This window comes from Pararhizobium polonicum (genome assembly GCF_001687365.1).
In the GTDB taxonomy this organism is placed as follows: domain Bacteria; phylum Pseudomonadota; class Alphaproteobacteria; order Rhizobiales; family Rhizobiaceae; genus Pararhizobium; species Pararhizobium polonicum.
On the sequence record NZ_LGLV01000006.1, the window covers coordinates 414,178 to 434,713 of the forward strand.

A 20,536-nucleotide genomic window follows, 5' to 3' on the forward strand; every position below is an offset into this window, starting at 1 on the left:
TCATGTCGATGGTAAACGCTTTCTCGCGTGAGGATTTTGAACGGCTGGACGAGACCGAACGGGCGCTGATTGCGCGCCGGGAAAAGGTGCTCGGGCCCGCCTACCGTCTTTTCTACGAAAAGCCGTTGCATCTGGTGCGCGGCGAAGGTGTCTTTCTCTATGACGTTGCCGGCGAGAAATACCTCGACGCCTACAACAACGTCGCCTCGCTTGGACATTGCCATCCGCGCGTGGTGGAGGCGATCACCAAGCAGACCGCAATCCTCAACACTCACACGCGCTACCTGCACGAAGGCATTGTCGACTATGCCGAGACGCTGACAGCGACATTCCCCGAAGCGCTCAGTCAGGCCATGTTCACCTGCACGGGGAGCGAGGCAAACGATCTTGCGGTGCGCATCGCCCGCCATGTCACCGGTGGTACGGGCATCATCGCCACCGAGCTTGCCTATCACGGCCTGACGAGCGCGGTGGCGGAGTTCTCCCCCTCGCTCGGCGAGTCCGTGACGCTCGGTCCCCATGTGCGTACCGTACCCGCCCCCGACAGCTATCGTCATTCGCCGGAAGAGGTGATGGAAAAGTTCGGCCGCGATGTGTCCGCGGCCATCGCCGACCTGAAGCGCCACGGCATCAAACCGGCCATGCTGATCACCGACACGATCTTCTCGAGCGACGGGATCTTCGCCGGGCCAAAGGGGTTTCTGAAGCCGGCGGTGGACGCGATCCACCAAGCTGGCGGCCTTTTCATCGCCGATGAAGTGCAGCCCGGCTTTGGCCGCACAGGTGAAACCATGTGGGGGTTCGAGCGTCACGGCGTTTCGCCCGATATGGTGACGATCGGCAAGCCGATGGGCAATGGCTATCCGATGGCGGGTATCGTGCTGCGCCCGGAGGTCATTGCCGAATTCGGCCCGCGCGCCCGCTATTTCAACACCTTCGGCGGCAATCCCATCGCCGCCGCAGCCGGCAAGGCGGTGCTCGATACGATCCGCATCGAGGGCCTGCAACAGAATGCACTGGAAGTAGGCCGTTACCTGATGGACGGCCTCAGGAACCTGTCCCACCCAGCCATTGGCGACGTACGCGGCTCCGGTCTGTTCATCGGGGTCGAAATCATCGACGACCCGGCCACAAAGCGCCCGGATTCCGCTTTGACGACCCGCATCGTCAACGGCCTGCGCGACCGCCGCATCCTGATCAGCGCCTCCGGCCCCAATGCCAATATCCTGAAAATCCGTCCGCCGCTCGTCTTCTCGCGGGAAAACGCGGATATGCTTCTGGATGCGCTGGGCGACGTGCTCAAAACGGCCTGATCACGAAAAAAAGGCCCGCGCGCCGGCTCGTGTGCAGTGAAATGCCCGGCGGCTCAGACAAGTGCCGTGACCTCGATCACGAGCAGCAGTCGGGTGCCGAACGTGGGGCTTTGACGGTCGCACGGATCGATGTGTTGTTCTTGTCGATCAAAAGCTTGGCGTTCAAGCTCTCACGCACACTTGGCCGGCGGAACTCCAGCTTGACCCTGTCGCTGTTGTCGAGGGTAGACAGCGCGATATGGAATGTATCGGCCCCTTGCAACAGGCAAAAACGCTGCTTAGTACTGAAGCCAACACATCTCCAATGCACGTCTTTTGGATGGTCGGGCACAATCAATGAATAGCAATAAGAATGTCGTTGTAACCGGCGTTTCCGGGACGCTTGGTGCTGCAATATCTGCAAATCTGAAGGGCTCTGGCTGGAATGTTATTGGGATTGACCGCCAGCCAAGCGCATCCTGCAAGACAGTTTTGATTGATCTGACGGACGCATCGCAAATCCGCACAGGCTTCCAGTCCATCATCGACGATTACGGTGATTTACACGCACTCGTTAACAACGCGGGCGTTTTCCTCGGGCGATCGTGGGATGACGTCACCGATGACGAAACCAGCCTGACACTGGGTGTAAATTTGCGTGCGCCTCTTCTGTTGTCTACCCTGTTCGCAAAGAACGCGATTGCGAGAGGGCTCAAGGCGTCGATCGTAAATGTGGCCTCGGTTGCCGGCCGGGAACCTGGGCATGACATTGTGTATGCCGCATCAAAGGCCGCACTCCTTCAGGCAACGCGCGGGCTCGGGAGACAATTGGCGGGGCAGGGTGTTCGGGTTAATGCCGTTGCGCCGGGGGTGATTGAAGGTCCAATGGCAGATCGGATTCCCGAACCGGGCCGGTCGGCCTACAGACAGCGTACCCCGATGCAACGTTTCGCTGATCCTGCCGAGATTGCGAGCGTCATTTCCTTTCTTCTATCGCCGGATGCCAGTTATATGACGGGTGCAGTGATTGATGCCAATGGCGGGCTATTTTAGGGAGCCTCGATATACTTTTAGGGGAGAAGTGCCCATAAAACTTATGTTCCCCAACTCGAAGGCTTTACCCAAATTGGGATTTCCAACTGTCGATTATCCTGACCGTGACTTGCCACGGACCTTTCATTCAGCGACGATTGTGGCCTCGGCGTTTTCAGATCACGAAGAAGTGCCTCTCTGTTCGTTGCCAAAAAACCATAATTGTTCCACCAACATCACTCATTGACGATACGACATTGAAAATGGATCAAATCTGAATGCGTATACAATACGGCGTGCTTGGCGTTTTCCTGGCAATCGCACCCTCCGCATATGCTCTGGAAGTCAAATCGCCACCCGTTTTGGCGCCATTACAGCAGCAGGCGCAAGCCGCCCGTTTGAGCGCGCAGTTTCTGACGCGTTTCGGTTACAAGCCCGTTCCGCTCGATGATGCCTTGTCGGCCAAGATTATGGCCCGATTCATTAAATCGCTGGATCCGGATCGAGTGCTGTTCCTGCAGGCAGACATCGACAAGTTCATGACGAACAGCACCAAGATTGATGACGCCATCAAACGGGAAGACCTGCGGATCCCGTTTTCAATTTTCAACGTGTATGAGCAGCGCGTTGTTGGCCGTATGGAATATGCGCGCAACTTGCTCAAACAAAACTTCGATTTCAGTGGGCAGGAAACCTATTCCTTGTTGCGCGACGAAGCCCCTTGGCCGCAATCCGAAGCCGAAAGCGATGATCTCTGGCGCAAACGCGTCAAAGGCGATTGGCTGCGGCTGAAACTGGCGGGCAAAACTGATGCGGTTATTCGCGACACGCTCGACAGACGCTATCAAAATTCCCTCGAGCGCGCTTTCAAGTATAAGAGCGACGACGTTTTCCAGTCGTTCATGGATGCCTATACGACGTCCGTTGACCCGCACACGGACTATTTCGGCGCGAGAGCCGCGGCTGAGTTCGATATTTCCATGAAGCTGTCGCTGGTTGGTATCGGTGCGGTCTTGCAGGAACGCGACGACTACACGACGATCCGTGAGCTCGTGCCGGGTGGCCCGGCGCAATTGTCCGGCAAGCTCGCGGTCGGAGACCGCATTATCGGCGTTGGTCAAGGCAAGGACGGCCCGGTAAAGGAAGTGGTGGGCACGCGCCTTGATGAAATCGTGCAAATGATACGCGGGAAAAAAGATTCTGTCGTCCGATTGGACATCCTGCCGGCGGATGTCGGGCCAGATGGCGGCCATCGTCTCATCAGCCTGACGCGCGACAAGATAAGCCTCGAAAAGCAGGCCGCCAGCAAAACCATCCTGCCTATAAAGGATGGCGAGGCAACGCGCAAAATCGGTATCATTACCCTGCCGGCGTTTTATGAAGATTTCGAAGCGCGACGAAAAGGCGAGCCGGACTACAGAAGCGCAAGCCGCGATGTCGCCAAGCTTCTCGGTGAACTGAAGAAAGACGGCGTCGATGGGGTTGTGATCGATTTGCGCGACAATGGCGGCGGGTCGTTGACCGAGGCGATTGATTTGACAGGTCTGTTCGTCGGCAAAGGCCCGGTGGTCCAGCAGCGCGGCGCCGACGGTAAAATTGCAGTCGGACGGGACGATCTTCCGGTGCCTGCCTGGACAGGTCCGGTTGGCGTCTTGATCAATCGCGGTTCGGCGTCGGCTTCCGAGATTTTTGCCGCAGCGATACAGGACTACGGCCGTGGCGTGATCGTCGGCGAACCCAGTTTTGGCAAAGGCACCGTGCAAACCGTGGTCAATCTTGACAAGGCGGCGAACAACGGCAAACCGAAATTCGGTGAACTGAAATTGACGATCGCCCAGTTTTTCCGTGTGAACGGTGGTACGACGCAGCTGCGCGGCGTAACACCTGATATCAGCTTGCCGGGCCTTTCGGACCCGAAGAACTTTGGTGAAGCAAGCTATGACAACGCTCTGCCGTGGACACAGATCAAGCCTGTAAACTATGCGCCCACCGGTAATATGGCGGCTTTGCTGCCGAAACTGCAAAGTCTCCATGATGCCCGGGTGCGAAACGATCGTGATTTTCAACGCTTCGTGGAAGATGCTGCCGAACTGAAAGCGCAGCGGGAGAAAGGCACTATCTCTCTCAATCTAACCGAACGCCGAAACGAACTGGCTGCTCGAAAAGCGCGTCTCAAGGCACGGGCACAAACAAACGATGGCTTGGATCTTGGTGGAGATGACGGCCTGCAGGCGAACGAGCGCAGTCTGAGTGCTGATATTGCCATTGAAAATGCCCGCAGAAACGCAAAAGATGTTCTGCTGAACGAGGCCGCCGCTATTCTTGCTGACAAGGTGGGTTTGCAGGAGGGCTTGCAATAAGCAGCCATACAGCCATCGGAAAAAACGGGCGAAATTGGCCAATCGCACGGGTGCAACGGCATGCGGCGAGTCTGCCCCGTGTACCCGTTTTTCAAATGGTGACGCTTGGACCTCGCTGCGATTCCGTGGGACAGCAACTCATGTCCCGTCAAGGCGTGAAGTGCTTTAACCTGTCTGGGAACGGAAGCAGGCCAAATCCAGGGACACGATCTTTGCTAACGGCGGGAACTTTCACTGAGGCAGATACGCGACGGCCCCTCTGGCAATAATGTCTTCCTCGCTCAGAGACCGATGCCAGTGCGAGTAGAGCACGAACCGATCCCGGGAAAGCCCGATATCCTGCTTCAGGTGCCGGTAAATGGCACTGAACGTCCGGTGCTCGCATCCGCCCCAGACAAAGCTCTTGTCTGGGTTTTCAGGCCATTGCACGGAGCTGAGAGCATCCTTCAGCAAGGTCGTCGTGCCGGGGGCGGCGCCGTTGCGGTGCAGCCAGAAGATCGACACACCGCCGGGACAGTGAAGCGGTAACTCGTCGGCTTTCGTATCCACCTCGATGAAAGCTTGACCGGTTGCTGTCTCGGGCAGGTTCTCCAGGATACGCGAGATGCCTGGCAATGCCGTCTCGTCCCCCAGCAGAACATAGAACTCAGCATGTCTTGGACCATTGGCGGCAGGGCCCAGAATCCCCACGATGTCGCCCTTTCGCGCATCCATCGCCCATAGTGTCGCAGGGCCGGGGTTGGCGTGGAGGGCAAAGTCGATGGAGATTTCCTGCTTTGCCGTGTCAATCTGCCGGATCGTATAGACCCGCATCGGCACCGCGGCATTGCCGAGCCACACCACATGGCCGCGCTGGTCGAGCATCGGCCACAGGGGTTCTGCCACATCGCGCTGCTGGAAAATGAGCCGACAGTGCAGCTGGTCGTCGCGATCATATCGTTCGAGATTCTGCCCTCGAAACGTTATCCGGCGCATGCGGGGAGCAATGTCTTCGATCGTTTCCACATGCAAGATGCGAAGATCGTCGGGCAAAGCCGGTTCCGCATGGTCGCCTTGCCAATGGATTTCCAGCTTCTCTTGCGCGGCGATAAAGCCGATCGGGCCGACAAGCGCATGCTTCAGGCGATTAAGCCCTCCCGGATCGGGGGATTCAACTTTCAGCCGAAAGCCGCCCTTGATAGTTTCAAATGTGGCGTTACCGAAGGGCGACCGGATATGGTGGACCCCATCCGCCTCTTCGACGCTCATGTCGTGTGTGGCGATCGAATCGACGATCGGATCGACGTATTCGTCGATCCTGGCAAATTGTACGATCGCGCTTGCGCGATATCGTTTTCCGACAGTCAGGGACATTTGGAGTGGCTCCGTGAACTCAGACCGAAGCCCACAGCGGCCCCTCGATGGGGAACGCGGCGAACTCGCGATTGATGACGGTGAGAATGGCTGCCGGATCGAGATCGGCGCACTGCTCGGGGTGAAGCCATTTGGCGGCTAGTGCCACGAACACGACATGAAGAGGTAGATTGGTGATCAGCCCTGTCCAAATACCATGGACGCGTTTGTTGCGAACACTCGTAAGCTGACTGAAACCAACCCGGCCATCTATCAATCGTTGTAAACCTTCCTGGCCCAGCTTCGGATCGATTCCCGGGCCGATCGCGGGCCGGTTGCCCGATGCCCATCCACCGCCTGACGCGATATAGACGTCATGCGGTGTGGACAGGAGATATTCGAGGGATAGCTTCTCGAACCACGGCGCAGTCACGCCGGGCAGTGGTTGACCTCCGGCTAGAGCCAGCAGCTCGCCCCAGACTTTCCGTCCGGCGGCCCAGCAGCAATCGTCGGGCGTGGATTGAACCTCCAGATAGGTTGTTACAGTGGGCGCGCCCGAAACGCGTGTAGTGATCCCCGTCATTTCCCTGTCGAAGAAGGATATGAATGCATCCGCCTTCGCCGTAGCGCCGAGAAGCGCACCCCACATTTGCATGGAGGCGTCGAGTGCGCTGACCCGATCGGTTTCTTGTTCATCGGCCAGCGTATTGCTTGAGGCATCACTGAAGACGACCGGGATACCGAGCTGCTTCAGGCGTTCCACCAGGGGATCGGCATCGCCCTGCGGTGTCATGAAGGCGGTGGTGACGATCAGATCCGGCGCGAGACTGATCAACCCCTCAAGCGACACGGTGTCGGGAGTTTGCTTGCCGACAACTGAAACCTGGTGACCATTCAGCAACTGCGTCTGCAAACGTTCGCTGTCGATGCGATCGACGGCCGCCCAGCCCACCACCAGTGATGCAGGATCGGGATGCAGGAGAGACATGGTCAGAAGATCGTGTCCCTCCAGCAGTATTATCCGTTGAGGGAGTGCGGACAGATGCACCTCGCGCCCCGCCATATCGACAACCGTGATTGGTTGTCCGGCCACGACCGGTCCGATTCCGGCAAAAAGGGCCGTGGTCGCGAGGGAGGCGCATAATTGACGTCTCGTTATAGGCACTTTCACCTCACCACTTGTATTTCAGACCTGCCAGAGCGGTCCGGCCGTTTCCGTACTGGCAATAATATTCGGAACTGCAAGAGGAGTAATATTCCTTGTCGAACAGGTTGGTGACGTTCAGCGTCGCCTGAAGCCCCTTCAGATTTGGATTCTTGACACCAAAATCATAGCGCAATGCGGTGTCGAGCAACGTATATCCGTCGGCCTTCACCGTATTGGCATCATCACTGTAGCTGGACCCGACGAAACGCACGCCACCACCGATGCTCAGTCCTTCCAGCGCGCCGGAATCGATCGTGTAATTTGCCCAGAGCGAACCATAATAGCGTGGCACGGCTTGCGGACGGTTGCCTATGATGGATGCAATGCCGGATTCGGAAACCTCTGTGTCGAGCAGGGAAAGTGCGGCAATCAGTTCGACATTGCTGGCAAGATTTCCTCTCGCTTCGAATTCGAGGCCGCGAGAATGAATCTCGCCCTGCTGTTCGTTCGCGAGCTTCGAGGCGTTGTAGTAAACGACGTTTTGCTGGCGGATATCGAAAGCGGAGAGCGTGAAGAGGGCATCCAGCCCTGGTGGCTGATACTTGATGCCCACTTCATATTGTTGCGCTTCCGTTGGCTTGAACGGGCGGCCAACCGCGTCCGTGCTGGTGGACGGTTCGAATGAGGTGGAGTAGCTGGCATAGGGCGCTATGCCGTTATCGAACAGATAGAGCAGGCCCGCGCGATAGCTGGTCGCCGTATCCGAGCGTTCAGATGAAGTTCTGCTGAGGAGATTGTCGGCATCCTGATCCGCCCAGTCTTGACGAATTCCAAAAACGCCACGAAGACCGCCGAGTTCGATCTGGTCCTGCACGTAGATGCCGGTCTGGCGAAGCGACTGGTTGGTGTTGGTGAACGTCATGAACGGACCGACTGGCTGGCCATAGACGGGGTTGGTGACATCAAGTGGCGTGGCACCGCCTATCAGATATTGCCAGCTGCTGCTGGAGTGCTGGAGGTCTATGCCTGTGAGAAGCGTATGCTCGACAGCGCCCGTTTCGAAACTGAACTCGGCCTGGTTGTCGAAGGAAAAACCTGACACGTCCTCGATAGAATGAACAGCCCAGCGGGGAATGATGCCTGCATTCGACATCTGCCCGTTCATCTGAAGGGAGCGCATGTCGGCTTCCACGCCCGTATACCGGAAGTTGGACCGGATCGTTACCCGCTCATCGAACGTGTGCTCAAACTGGTAGCCTATTCCGTATTGCTCGCGTTCGAAGCTGTCATATGCCGGATCTCCGACATTGAAATCGCGGCCGAGGTAACCGGCTAAGCCGGACGGCGCGAGAAATTTCGGATAGAGCGAATTGAAGTAGCCCCCGTCCGGATCGCGTTGGTAGTAGCCAGAGATCAGCAACGAGGTATCGGCGTCCGGCTGCCATTTCAGGGATGGCGTGATACCGAAACGCTTCTCATCAACGTTGTCATAGCGGGCGCCGGAGGAACGGCCGACCACCCCAAGTCCATACTGCAAGGTGCCATCGGATGTGAGCGGTCCGGTGGAGTAAAGTCCGCTCTGAACCCGCCGGTCACTTCCAGCCTCAAGCCGCACCTCGTTTGACTGGACGTCGGATGGCGTCCGGCTGACCTGGTTGACGAGACCGCCGGGGCTGACCTGGCCATAGAGAAGCGCGGACGGTCCTTTCAACACATCCACATGATCCAGGAAGAACGGATCGATAGAGGGCGTGGCGAAGGCCTGTCCACGCTGCAATTTTAGGCCATCGAGATAATTGACGTAGCTGGTTGCCGTCCCGAATGCGCCAAAGCCGCGCAGAAATACGGAGTCATAGCGGGAATTCGAATCCCTGTCTGAGAGAACGCCGGCGGTATAGCGCAGGGCTTCTCCGACCGTCTGAGGGTTCTGGTCATCGATCTGCTTGCGCGTGATGGTCGTTATGGATTGTGGCGTCTCCGCGACAGGTGTCGCTGTTTTGGTCGCGGATCTTGCCGTTTTGACGAGAACGCTGGCTGACGTATCGTCGGTTGCGCCCTCGCCTTGGACGACAATTGGTGCCAGTTGCGTGCTCTGCTCCTGAGCCCAGGCTTGCGTGACGGCCAGGAGAAAGGTTGATGCCGTCAGGATGTGTTTTGCGGAAAGGCGGTGCTTCACGAATTGCCCCCATGGTCGAAGCTTGCGATGTCTGGTAGGCTCATAATCAAACGGGACCGTCCTGTCCAGTTAATATGAGAGTCTGTGTCAACTTTGATGTTGGCAATTCCGACGGAGGTATTCAGAGAGGTGGTGAACAGAGCAATGGGAGAGAGAATGGCATCGAGAAAGTCGGAAATGATCGTCAGATCAGGTCGCCCTCCCAAGGAAATGCAGAATGCCGCGGCGGAAAGGATCATCGAAACGGCGACGGAGCTGTTTGCCAAGAGGGGGTTCGCCGGCACGTCAATGGAGCAAGTCGCTTCGCATTGCGGAGCAGGCAAGGACACCGTCTACAGACGCTTCCCTTCGAAGGTGGCTTTGTTTGAGGCTGTGGTTGAAAACGCTCACAAGCGTGCCGTCGCACGGCTCAAGGACTTGCCTCACGCTGACGGAAACGCTCTGGAGCGGCTGCGAGCCCTTATGTGTGAACTTCTGCACATCAACATGGAACCCGATCTGATCGCATTCAAGCGCATCACCTTCAGCGAAGCCGTCGTATTCGAGAAGAGGGGGCCGATACCGCCTCAACCTGACCCGATCATGGGCCGATTAATTGACGCCGTTTATGAGGCGCAGCAGGACGGCGCGATCGGCGGCGGCGACGCCGGTTCGATCGCCAGCCACCTGATTCACTGTCTTGTCGCACTCCCGACCTCCGTCGCCATGATGGGAGGTGATCAGTTCAAGGAAGCGCACGCCATCGATGTGCATTTCGAGAATACGTGGAATTGGCTCATCAAGGGTGTCGCGAAGCAGCACCGGACTTAGCCCGGTGCTGCGATCTATGCTTCGGGTGGGCACGGTACGTTAACCTGTCGGCTTGGCGAAAATGCTGCTACGAGCGGCGGGATGAGATGCGGATAGGATGGTTCATCCCCGCGATGAGCTTCATCAGGTTGCGAACCTCACTGCGGGCGGCGTGCTGAGCATACGGATCGCCGAAAACATTCCCTTGTCTGATGCAGCACTCGAATACATCAAAGCCGGGCACAGTCCGGGGAAAATCCTCCTCCGTCCCTGAACCGGGCCGCCGATCTCCCAAGGCAGAACGCCTCATAACTGACCAGGGTGCGCTAACGTCTGGGGAGAGCGGCAGCTGCACCATCTTGTTCTGCCCCCAAAATGCAATGGGAAAATCCATGCGGCACCGCATGAGAACTTCCCTATTGACAATACACAATTACATTTGGCAAATGTCACGACCGGCGCGAAGGCGCTGGTGATCGCTGGGGTGGGGTCTGGAGGACCTGCCTGAAATTTGTCAGATGCAGCCTTCCGATCGGTGAAATCGGGCGCGGCAGATGTCAGTTTGCGATTTCGCCAAGTGTGGAGGATTGTGTCTTGCAGTTTCGCGTTGATCGCCAATTGGGCTTTTTGGCTATTGTCAATATTGCGGTTCTGGTCGGCGGCGGCGTCCTGGTGGGGGCAAGCTTCCTGGATATCTACAATCTCCAGTCCATGGCTTCCCAAGTTCCCGAACTCGGGCTCCTGGCGCTCGGTATCATGCTGGCGATGATCTCAGGCAATGGGGGCATCGATCTGTCCGGCATCGCTCTTGCCAACCTGTCGGGCGTCTTTGCTTACATCGTTGTTCGTGATCACGTTTCGGCGGATGATGCGCCGCTGCTGTTCAGCTGGGCTTTCGCTGGCGTGGCATTGCTGGTCGGCCTTGCCGGTGGCATGCTCAACGGCCTGCTGGTGGCGCGCGCTGGGCTCACGCCGATCATTGCAACTCTTGGCACTCAGCTGTTCTTTACCGGCCTTGCAGTGGCCCTGACCAATGGTTCGGCCCTCGGCCTCGGTTATATCGAGCCGCTCGATAATTTTGGCAATACGCCGATGCTCGGCGTGCCGCAATGTTTCGCTCTTTTCCTCGTTGTCGCTCTCGTTCTCGGCGTTGTCCTGCGCTTCAGTCCATTTGGCCTGCGCCTGCTTCTGCTGGGCAGCAATGCCAAGGCGGCGCGTTTTGCCGGCATTCCGGAAAAGCGTATTCTGTTCGTGACCTACACGGCCTGCGGTGTGCTTGCTTCCGTCGCCGGTATCGTCATCGCTGCTCGGACATCGAGCGTGAAGTGGGACTACGGCAGTTCCTATGTTCTCATCGCCATTCTGATCGCCGTCATGGCCGGTGTTCGCCCGGAAGGTGGCTATGGCCGGGTTATCTGCGTCGTGCTGTCGGCCACGGCACTGCAGATGCTGTCGAGCCTTTTCAACTTCATGGACATTTCCAATTTCTTCCGCGACCTCGCCTGGGGTGTCCTGCTTCTCGTCTTTCTAGCCCAGGCGGAGTTTGACCCGAAGGCCTGGTTCAGGACCTTGCGCGGCTGACCCACATTTTGGCGCCTGCGCGATGCCTTCGCGCGCCGGCTCGTGCCATGTTTGAAGGTTCTTAGGGAGGAATAATGACTATTATCCGCAAACTCGCCGCCTGCACGGTTGCTCTGGGGGCATTGGTAACGGCGACCGCCGTTATCGCCGAAGAAAAGCCGAGCATCGTCACCGTGGTGAAGGTGACTGGTGAAAACTGGTTCACGCGCATGGAGGAAGGTGTCGTTGCCTATGGCAAGGACAATGCCGATGTCACCACAAGCCAGATCGGACCTGCCAAGGCAGACGCCGCCCAGCAGGCCCGTCTGATCGAGGATCTGGTTGCCAAAAAGGTCAGTGCCATTGCTGTCGTTCCAATGGATGCCGCGGCACTCGAAGGCGTTCTGAAACGCGCAGCACAGCGCGGCATCAAGGTCGTGACCCACGAGGCCGACAGCATGAAGAACACGCTGGTCGATATCGAAGCCTTCGACAACAAGGTATTCGGTGCGCGTTTCAACGAAAAGATTGCCGAGTGCATGGGTAAATCCGGCAAGTGGACGTCCTTCGTGGGTTCGCTCGGCAGCCTGACCCATGTCCAGTGGGCTGACGGTGGCGCAGAAAATGCCAAGAAGTACCCGGAAATGGAGCTGGTGTCCGAGAAGAACGAATCCTTCAACGACGCCAACAAGGCCTACGAAAAGGCGCGCGAAATCCTGCGCAAATACCCCGACATCAAGGGCTTCCAGGGTGGGTCGGCCGTTGACGTGATCGGCATTGGCCGTGCTGTCGAGGAAGCTGGCCTGCAGGACAAGACATGCGTGTTCGGTATTGGCCTGCCGAAGGACACCGGTTCCTACCTTGAATCAGGCGCCGTCGACGGCATCAGCTTCTGGGATCCGAAGGATGCAGGCTTCGTGATGAACAAGGTCGCCGACATGGTTCTGAAGGGCGAAGAGATCAAGGACGGTATGGATCTCGGCGTTCCTGGCTATGAGAAGGTCACCGTCAAAAAGGGCGCCGGTGAGGGCGTGATCCTGGTTGGCCAGGCCTGGGTCGATGTCAACAAGTCGAACTACTCGCAGTATCCGTTCTGATCGAACGCTGTTGTGCAACGCCGGGCTTCATGATGAAGCCCGGCGTTGCAATCGAGTGTTCGAGGAATGTCTCTTCATCAGGATCGTGCCATGCAGCTCAAATCCACGGACGCCTCTCATCCCGATACGGGGCCGTCGAAAGCCGCGATTCCCTTTCTGGAAATCCGTGACGTCCAGAAGAGTTTTGGCGGTGTCCGGGCTTTGAAAGGCGTCAGCTTTGCCATCGAACCCGGCCAGATTTATCATCTCATGGGCGAGAATGGCTGCGGCAAGAGCACGCTCATCAAAATTCTCTCGGGTGCGCAGCCGGCGGACAAGGGTGAGTTGCTGATCGATGGAAAACCGCTCGGCAAACTGACGCCGGTGGCGGCGCTGGCTGCCGGCATCGAGACCGTCTATCAAGACCTGTCGCTGCTGCCCAATCTCTCGGTTGCGGAAAATGTCGGTTTGACCCAGCAACTCGTCGCCTCTGCCGGAAAGCTCGCGCGCCGTCTCGATCTTGGCAGGATGCGCCAGACGGCGGAACGGGCATTGACAGCCGTCAACCTGCCGACAAACCGGCTATTCCTTTCGACACGCACCGATGAACTGCCGATTGCGACGCGCCAGCTGATCGCTATCGCCCGGGCCATTGCGTCGGATGCCAGGCTGGTCATCATGGACGAGCCGACCACCGCCCTGACCAAACGGGAAGTGGACAACCTCATCGGCGTGGTCGATCGTCTGCGCGCCAAGGGCGTCGCGGTGCTGTTCGTCACCCACAAGCTCGACGAATGCAAGTCGATCGGTGGTCGCGCCGTGATCATGCGCGATGGTCTCAAGGTTGCTGAATGCGATATTGCCGATCACAGCAAGACGGAACTGGCCTTCTGGATGACCGGCAAGGTGCTGGACGAGGCGCGCTATCGCGACCAGCCGGCATTGGGGGACGATCTCCTGGCCGTCGACAAGCTATCGCGGCGCGACGGTTTCACCGATGTTTCCTTCACCATGCGGCGCGGCGAGGTGATTGGCATCACCGGCCTGTTGGACTCCGGACGCAACGAACTTGCGCTGGCCATGGCCGGCGTCATTCCTGCGGACACCGGCCGCATTCGCCTCAATGGCGCTGACGTGACGCCGAAAACGCCCGCCGCCGCGATCGCCGCGGGCATCGGCTATGTGCCGGAAGACCGTCTTTCGGAAGGGCTGTTTCTGGAAAAATCGATCCAAGAAAACATCGTCATGCCGGTGCTGGACCGGTTGCGCAACGTGTTCGGCATCGTCGATGGGCGCCGCAGCCGCGAACTGGCGGAGCGCACCATTGCGGATCTGCAGGTGGCGACGCCGGATGTTGCCAATCGAGTTCAGTCCCTGTCCGGGGGCAATCAGCAACGCGTCCTGATCGGCCGATGGCTGACGATCAATCCGAAGCTATTGATCCTGCACGGCCCGACCGTCGGTGTCGATGTGGGATCCAAGGATACGATTTTCCGGATCATTCAACGCCTTGCGGACGAAGGTATGGGGGTCGTGATCATCAGCGACGACCTGCCGGAGCTTCTGCAAAACTGCGACCGGATCATGGTGATGTGCAAGGGCAGCGTGGTCGAGACCTTCGAGGCCGAGGGGCTTGTCGAGGAGACGCTTTACCGCGCGCTGGTTCAAGAGACGACTGCAAGGACAGGGCAATGACCGACGTGACTTCAACTGCAACCGTTCCGGCGCCGGTCGGCAAGCCGTCTGCCGCCGGCATCTGGCACTGGCTGCTACGTCATCCGCCGGTCTTTACATTGATCATGATCGTGCTGGTCTGCGTGGTGGTCGGCACGATCAATCCGGATTTCTGGCAGGTTGCAAACCTGTTCGACATCCTGCGCGCCTCCACGGTGCGCGGCCTGTTTGCACTGGGCGTGCTGGTGGTGTTGGCATCGGGCGGCATCGACGTTTCCTTCACGGCCATTGCGGCTTTCGTGATGTATTCCGTCACCATGCTGGTCACCAACTGGATTCCGGACATGCCGATGCCGGTCATTCTGGTGCTGGCTGCGACGGGAGGCGCCTGTTTCGGCGCCCTCAACGGACTTCTCGTTCATTCGCTACGGGCGCCGTCGCTGATCGTGACGATCGGCACGCAATATGTCATCCGCAGTTTCCTGCTGACCTTTGTCGGCACAGCATTGTTCATGAATATCCCGGTTTCGATGGAAACTTTCGGCAAGCTGGCGCTGTTCACCCATCACAGCGCCAATGGCATGATCTCCGTGCTCCCGGCTTCGGTGCTGGTTCTGCTTGTCGCTGCCGTGATCACGTGGTGGATCTTGCAGCGGACGCTGATTGGCCGCGCTGTCTATGCTGTTGGCGGCAGTCCCGGTATCGCCGAGCGGCTCGGCTACAATCTGCGCGTCGTTCATGTCTTCGTCTTTGCGTATGCAGGGCTTCTGGCTGGCATCGCCGGGATCATGCACGTGTCGAGCAACCGCCTGGCAAACCCTTTCGATCTTGCCGGAACCGAACTTGAGATCATCGCGGCCGTTGTTCTGGGCGGAGCGCGGATCACGGGCGGGTCGGGAAGCGTCATTGGCACGATGCTCGGGGTGGTGCTGATCACGTTGGTCAGCAATGTGCTGATTCTAGTCGGGATTCCCAGCACGTGGCAGCTCGTGATCGTCGGTATCTTCATCGTTCTTGCTGGCACCGTGTTTTCGCTACGCCCCCGGCGCTAATTGACCGGAATGGCTTATGTGCTCGGCTTCCGAGGGCCGTGGGCAGGATAAGAGGTCCCTCGGGAGACAGATTTCATCAGGGAGGTTAAGTGCATGGTGCACGACGTATCCGTAATCGGACTTTACATTCTCGATATTCTCGGCCGGCCGGTCGACCGCATTCCGGCGGGGGGCAATGTCGAGTTCATCGACGAGATTCGTCTGACCGTTGCCGGTACCGCCGGCGGCACGGTGGTGGATCTGGCAAAGCTGGGGCTCAACTGCCTGGCCGTCGGCGCTGTTGGCGACGATGAAAAAGCAGATTTCGTTCTGGCCACGCTGGATCGTTTCGGCATCGACAGAACCGAAATGCAGCGCATCCCCGGCGTGCCGACATCTGCGACCATCCTCAACATCCGCCGCAATGGCGAAAGGCCTGCTCTGCACGTGCGCGGTGCATCTGGACATTTCGAGATTCCGGAAGATGCCCGCGAGCGCGTTCTGGCGCCGCCGATCGTTCACCTCGGCGGTACCGGCCTGCTCGATCGCCTCGACGGCGAGCCGAGCCGTATTCTGCTTGAGGAAGCCAAGCGATACGGCCGGACTGTAACCTTCGACCTGCTGGGCGCGAGCGAGAAGACGCTGCCGCTCATCCGTCCGCTTTTCCCCTATATCGACTACTTCATGCCGTCAGTGGAAGAGGCGATGCTGATCTCCGGCCAGAAGACCGCTGAAGACGCCGGGCGCTTCTTCACCGATCTCGGTGTCAAGCACTGCGTGTTCACCATGGGCGGTGATGGGGTCTGCTTCATGGATGCACAACGGAATAGCTTGAAACTGCCGGCCTTCGAGATCGATGTTGTCGATACCACCGGCTGCGGTGATGCCTTCAATGCCGGCTTCATCGCCGCGCTTCATCATAAGATGGACACAGAAACCGCGATGAAGTTTGCACAGGCGTCGGCTGCGCTGGTTGCAACCGGGCTCGGCTCGGATGCCGGGATCGTCTCGTTCGAGGGGACCTGGGATTTCATGAAGACAGCCCGCGTCAAGACCAATTGACACGGCACACTCCGGGAGCAAAGCCGGCCTGCTCGTTGTTTCCGGATGGAACGGCGAGCGGGCACACGGGCTATTCCAACAGCATCTCCGCCGTGGCGATGTCGGTCACCAGATGGGTGGCGAAACCGCCCTTCAATGTTGCGCGGATCGCCGGAACCTTGAACGCACCGCCGGCAACGCAGAGGCGGCGGGGGACCTGGGCCAGTTCGTTCAGCTCTATCCCCACCATGCGATCATCGAGCTCGCCAGTCACCGGATTGCCGTCGGCATCGATGAAGCGGCAGATCAGTACGGCGACCGCGCCATTGGCCTCATAGAGATCGATCTCTTCCTGGTTGGCGATATTTGCAGAGCGCATCAAGGTCTGGGGGCCAATGTCGCCAACACCGAACAGGATCATATTGGCCGAATGAATAAGCTCGAACTGTTTGACGAGCACCGGCTCGGCAAGAAGCTGTCTCTTCAACGCCGGTGTCGAGAGTAGGGCCGGCGCCAAAAGGTTGACGCAGCGCGCATGGATACGGTTGGACATCAAGGAGGTGCAGAACTCGGGTGAGAAGTCCGGGTTGCCGATGGAGCTACCCGATACCTGGACGACGGTCAGCCCAGCCAGCGGTTCCGGCAGGGATATATAGTCGGCCACGGCAAGTACGGTTTGTCCCCAGGCCACGCCGATCGTATCGCCCTCCTGAACCATGTCGGCGAGAAGACGGGCACCTGCCTCCCCGAGCCGTTGGACGAGGGGCGTGGTATCCGCAGCGGGGATGACGAGCGCCCCATCAAGGCCGAATTTATCCTTCAGGCGCCGGGCAATGCCGGTGCGGCTGCCGACCTCGGTGTTGATGCGGATGGAAACGAGACCACGTTCACGAGCTTCCTGCAGGAAGTTGACGATCGTCGCCCTTGAGACGCCGATCATCTTGGCGATGTCGCTCTGCGTTAACTGGTCCACATAATAGAGCCATGCCGCCCAAACGACAGCATCGTCGAACTCCGCCGGCAGGACTATGCTCTCTCCGATCGACCGGTTTGCACGCGCAGCGTCCATTATCCATTGCTCCGCTGGACTATCATAACTCTCTCCTCACCCTGTCAGGTGGCGTTTGTCAAACAAATTTATCGCGTACATTGACAAAAGACACCATGAGGTGCCATTTGTTTCTGCGAGATGATGGGAGGAGCCAAAATGCAATCGACAGCCATAGGCTGGCCGTTGGTGGTCCGGAACATGTCAGCCGGCAATGTCGCCTGCGGCGGGTTCCGACGCTCCGGTACCATCCTTCCCTCCCGTATTCACACCGTTGCGGGGATCGCGTCGGCCGTAGCACTGCGGCCCATTTTCCCTCTTCCATACCCCGCGCGGCAGATCGAACCGCGTGGTCAGCACAGGAGCCTTGCATGAAGTCCAGATGGTCAGATACAGAATTCACGCGCGTCGTCGACGCCTATGTTGCGGCTGGCGTCAATCGCGATCTCGCCATCCGCACCTATACGACCCGTCTTCTCGGGTGTGATCCGGAACTGGTTCTGCACGGCGGCGGGAATACCTCGGTCAAGACGACGTTCATCGAGATGGACGGAACCGAGGTTGACGTCCTGTGCGTCAAGGGCAGCGGTTGGGATATGGGCACGATCGAGCCGGCGGGCCTGCCGGCGGTTCGCCTCCAGCCGCTTCAGGCGATGGTGAAATTCCCAACGCTGAGCGACGACGATATGGTGATGCTTCAGCGCCGGTTACTGATGGATCCGGCCGCGCCGAACCCTTCGGTCGAAGCGATTCTGCACGCAAACCTGCCTTTCCGGCACATCGACCATACTCATGCCAACGCAATCGTGTCGCTGACCAACCAGCCGCATGGTGAAGACCTGGTACGCGAACTGTTCCCCGATTCGATCATCGTGCCCTACGTGATGCCGGGATTCGATCTTGCAAAGGCCTGCGACGAGGCATTCCGCGCCAATCCGGGCGGCGATGGCATGATCCTGCTGAAACACGGCATCTTCAGCTGGTCGGACGATCCGCGTGAGTCCTACGAGAAGATGATCGCGGCCATCGACAAGGCGGAACGTCGCATTTCACAGGGCAATCCGCGCCCGTTCACCATCGTCAAACAGCCGGAACATCTTGCGACTGCTGCGGAAATCGCCCCGGTTCTGCGCGGTGCCATCGCTCTTGATACCGGTATCGAGGGCCTGCCGCGCCGTTTTGTTTTGGAACATCGATCCACTCCCGACGTGCTGGATTTCTGCAACGCGGCCAACGTTTCTGATCTGGTCCGTCGCGGCAATGCGACGCCTGAGCATGTCATCCACATCAAGCGGTTCGGCGTGGCGTTGCCCGCCCCCGTTGCAGGGGACATGGCTGCGTGGACGGCGGGTGTGCATGAGGCGATAGCGGCCTACAAGGCCGAGTACAAAGCCTATTTCGAACGCAACAATGCACGTGTCGGCGGCAACAAGCGCATGCTGGACCCGATGCCTCGTGTCTTCTATGTGGCGGGCGTTGGTCTGTTTGCCGCAGGCCCGACGAAGAAGGCCTCCAACGTCGGCGCGGATGTCGCCGAGGCAACGATCAACGTCATCCGTAATGCCGAAGGCATCGAACGCTTCGAGGCGCTGTCGGAAGAACATCTGTTCGATATCGAGTACTGGTCGCTGGAGCAGGTCAAGCTTGCCAAACAGGCGGAAAAGCCGCTGACACGGCAGGTGGCTGTGATCACCGGCGGCGCAGGCGGCCTCGGATTATCGATCGCCGAGGCTCTGCATGCCGAAGGCGCCGAGATTGTGCTGCTTGATCTGGCCGAGGATACCTTGAAAAAGGAAGCCAAGCGGTTGGGCGGTATCGGCCTCGTGTGTGACGTGACCAAGCCTGAAGAGGTGGATGCGGCGCTTGCCAAGGTTGCCGTCCACTTCGGCGGCGTCGATATCATCATCTCGAATGCCGGCGCTGCCTTCCAGGGTGCGATGGTCGATGTCAGCGACGAATTGCTCCAGAAAGCGTTCGCATTGAATTTCTGGGGACATCATTACATGGCGCGTGGTGCCGTGCGGATCATGAAGGAGCAGGGAACCGGTGGCGCGCTTGTCTTCAATGTGTCGAAGCAGGCGATCAACCCAGGCCCGGATTTCGGCCCGTACGGTACATCGAAGGCGGCATTGATGGCATTGATGCGGCAGTATGCCGTCGAGCATGGTGCCGACGGCATCACCTCCAATGCGGTCAATGCCGATCGTATCCGCACCGGCCTGATGACCGACCAGATGGTCGAGGATCGCAGCCGCGCACGCGGCATGACACCGGAAGCCTACATGCGGGGCAATCTCGTGCATCGTGAGGTGACAGGCAATGACGTCGCAGCCGCCTTCGTCCATCTCGCCAAAGCCCGCACCAGCACGGGCGCGGTCATCACCGTCGATGGCGGCAATGTCGCCGCCATGATGCGGTAATACACGCCGTCTTCGCAGCGGAAGAGCCCCGAATCCTGCCCACCGACCAGCATCCGATCTTCGGGTGTCGGCCGGTGTCTCTGTTTTTTAACCGTGCAATAGGGTGGTCGGCCTCACGACCGATCCGGGAGAGGGCTGTCGATGATCGTCTGCATATCGATCCGGCTGCGATTCATGCATGTGCCCGGCTGAGCGGAGGGCGCCCGCGCTCCGATTCACGACCGGTTCGAGATGATCGCACCGAAGATTTGAGGCCATGCATTTTGAGGCCATGCATAAAGTCAGCGACGAGGGCAACGCGTATGCACCAGTCTCTTTCGACTGATCAACAGGCGGCTGTTTCAATGTTGCGGATGGTTCGTTCGGTGTGCTCCGCTGCGACGACTGGTCAACGGTGCGTTCGCCTGGATGCTCTTGTGGATGCCTGGAAACGCACTGATTGACACCGGGTTTTTGAGACGCGGTGGCACCCGCTTCCCAAAGCACCTTCATCACTCAATCGGATCGATCCAACTGGACCAGGCCTTGCATTGTCGGTGCGACCGCAGAAGTCTTGAG

The 20,536-nt window shown here is 58.7% G+C and carries 14 protein-coding genes; 10 read left to right on the forward strand and 4 right to left on the reverse strand.

Going from position 1 to position 20,536, the window contains the following annotated elements:
• Positions 1-2 precede the first annotated feature (2 nt).
• From ADU59_RS10745 to ADU59_RS10760, 3 genes are all read left to right on the forward strand, one after another.
• Positions 3-1,313 (forward strand): aspartate aminotransferase family protein, encoded by a 1,311-nt coding sequence (locus ADU59_RS10745; RefSeq protein ID WP_068954080.1) that lies wholly within the window; start codon positions 3-5, stop codon positions 1,311-1,313.
• A 336-nt stretch (positions 1,314-1,649) separates the two neighbouring features.
• Positions 1,650-2,345 carry an SDR family NAD(P)-dependent oxidoreductase gene (locus ADU59_RS10755; RefSeq protein WP_068954082.1) on the forward strand — a complete coding sequence of 232 codons (696 nt, stop codon included), beginning with the start codon at positions 1,650-1,652 and terminating at the stop codon, positions 2,343-2,345.
• Positions 2,346-2,602: 257 nt separating this feature from the next.
• On the forward strand, positions 2,603-4,684 hold the full coding sequence (locus tag ADU59_RS10760; RefSeq protein WP_068954083.1) for a carboxy terminal-processing peptidase: 2,082 nt from the start codon (positions 2,603-2,605) through the stop codon (positions 4,682-4,684).
• A 231-nt stretch (positions 4,685-4,915) separates the two neighbouring features.
• Here ADU59_RS10760 and ADU59_RS10765 read toward each other — a convergent pair whose 3' ends face one another.
• From ADU59_RS10765 to ADU59_RS10775, 3 genes are all read right to left on the reverse strand, one after another.
• The gene (locus ADU59_RS10765) at positions 4,916-6,037 is read right to left on the reverse strand and encodes a siderophore-interacting protein (RefSeq protein WP_068954084.1); all 1,122 of its coding nucleotides are present in this window, start codon (positions 6,035-6,037) and stop codon (positions 4,916-4,918) included.
• A gap of 19 nt (positions 6,038-6,056) precedes the next feature.
• Positions 6,057-7,109 (reverse strand): ABC transporter substrate-binding protein, encoded by a 1,053-nt coding sequence (locus ADU59_RS10770; RefSeq protein WP_244506396.1) that lies wholly within the window; start codon positions 7,107-7,109, stop codon positions 6,057-6,059.
• A 79-nt stretch (positions 7,110-7,188) separates the two neighbouring features.
• Entirely contained in the window at positions 7,189-9,339 is a 2,151-nt protein-coding gene (locus ADU59_RS10775) for a TonB-dependent siderophore receptor (RefSeq protein ID WP_068954085.1), read from the reverse strand.
• 156 nt (positions 9,340-9,495) lie between these two features.
• Here ADU59_RS10775 and ADU59_RS10780 point away from each other — a divergent pair, with 156 nt between their 5' ends.
• From ADU59_RS10780 to ADU59_RS10810, 6 genes are all read left to right on the forward strand, one after another.
• Positions 9,496-10,149 (forward strand): TetR/AcrR family transcriptional regulator, encoded by a 654-nt coding sequence (locus tag ADU59_RS10780; protein WP_083198223.1) that lies wholly within the window; start codon positions 9,496-9,498, stop codon positions 10,147-10,149.
• A gap of 573 nt (positions 10,150-10,722) precedes the next feature.
• A complete protein-coding gene (locus ADU59_RS10790) occupies positions 10,723-11,709 on the forward strand; it encodes an ABC transporter permease (protein WP_068954087.1) in 987 nt (328 codons plus the stop codon).
• 74 nt (positions 11,710-11,783) lie between these two features.
• On the forward strand, positions 11,784-12,785 hold the full coding sequence (locus tag ADU59_RS10795; RefSeq protein ID WP_068954088.1) for a substrate-binding domain-containing protein: 1,002 nt from the start codon (positions 11,784-11,786) through the stop codon (positions 12,783-12,785).
• Between the two features lie 90 nt (positions 12,786-12,875).
• On the forward strand, positions 12,876-14,459 hold the full coding sequence (locus tag ADU59_RS10800) for a sugar ABC transporter ATP-binding protein (RefSeq protein WP_068954156.1): 1,584 nt from the start codon (positions 12,876-12,878) through the stop codon (positions 14,457-14,459).
• On the forward strand, positions 14,456-15,490 hold the full coding sequence (locus ADU59_RS10805) for an ABC transporter permease (protein WP_068954089.1): 1,035 nt from the start codon (positions 14,456-14,458) through the stop codon (positions 15,488-15,490). Before ADU59_RS10800 ends, ADU59_RS10805 begins: the two co-directional genes overlap by 4 nt.
• 93 nt (positions 15,491-15,583) lie before the next feature.
• Positions 15,584-16,531, forward strand: coding sequence for a carbohydrate kinase family protein (locus tag ADU59_RS10810; RefSeq protein ID WP_068954090.1), 948 nt, complete (start codon positions 15,584-15,586; stop codon positions 16,529-16,531).
• A 70-nt stretch (positions 16,532-16,601) separates the two neighbouring features.
• Here the strand turns inward: ADU59_RS10810 and ADU59_RS10815 are convergent, their stop codons facing one another.
• Complete coding sequence (locus ADU59_RS10815) at positions 16,602-17,579, reverse strand: sugar-binding transcriptional regulator (RefSeq protein WP_068954091.1); 978 nt, start codon at positions 17,577-17,579, stop codon at positions 16,602-16,604.
• Positions 17,580-17,929: 350 nt separating this feature from the next.
• Between ADU59_RS10815 and ADU59_RS10820 the strand changes: the two genes are divergently transcribed.
• Positions 17,930-19,978 carry a bifunctional aldolase/short-chain dehydrogenase gene (locus ADU59_RS10820; RefSeq protein ID WP_068954092.1) on the forward strand — a complete coding sequence of 683 codons (2,049 nt, stop codon included), beginning with the start codon at positions 17,930-17,932 and terminating at the stop codon, positions 19,976-19,978.
• Positions 19,979-20,536: the final 558 nt, after the last annotated feature.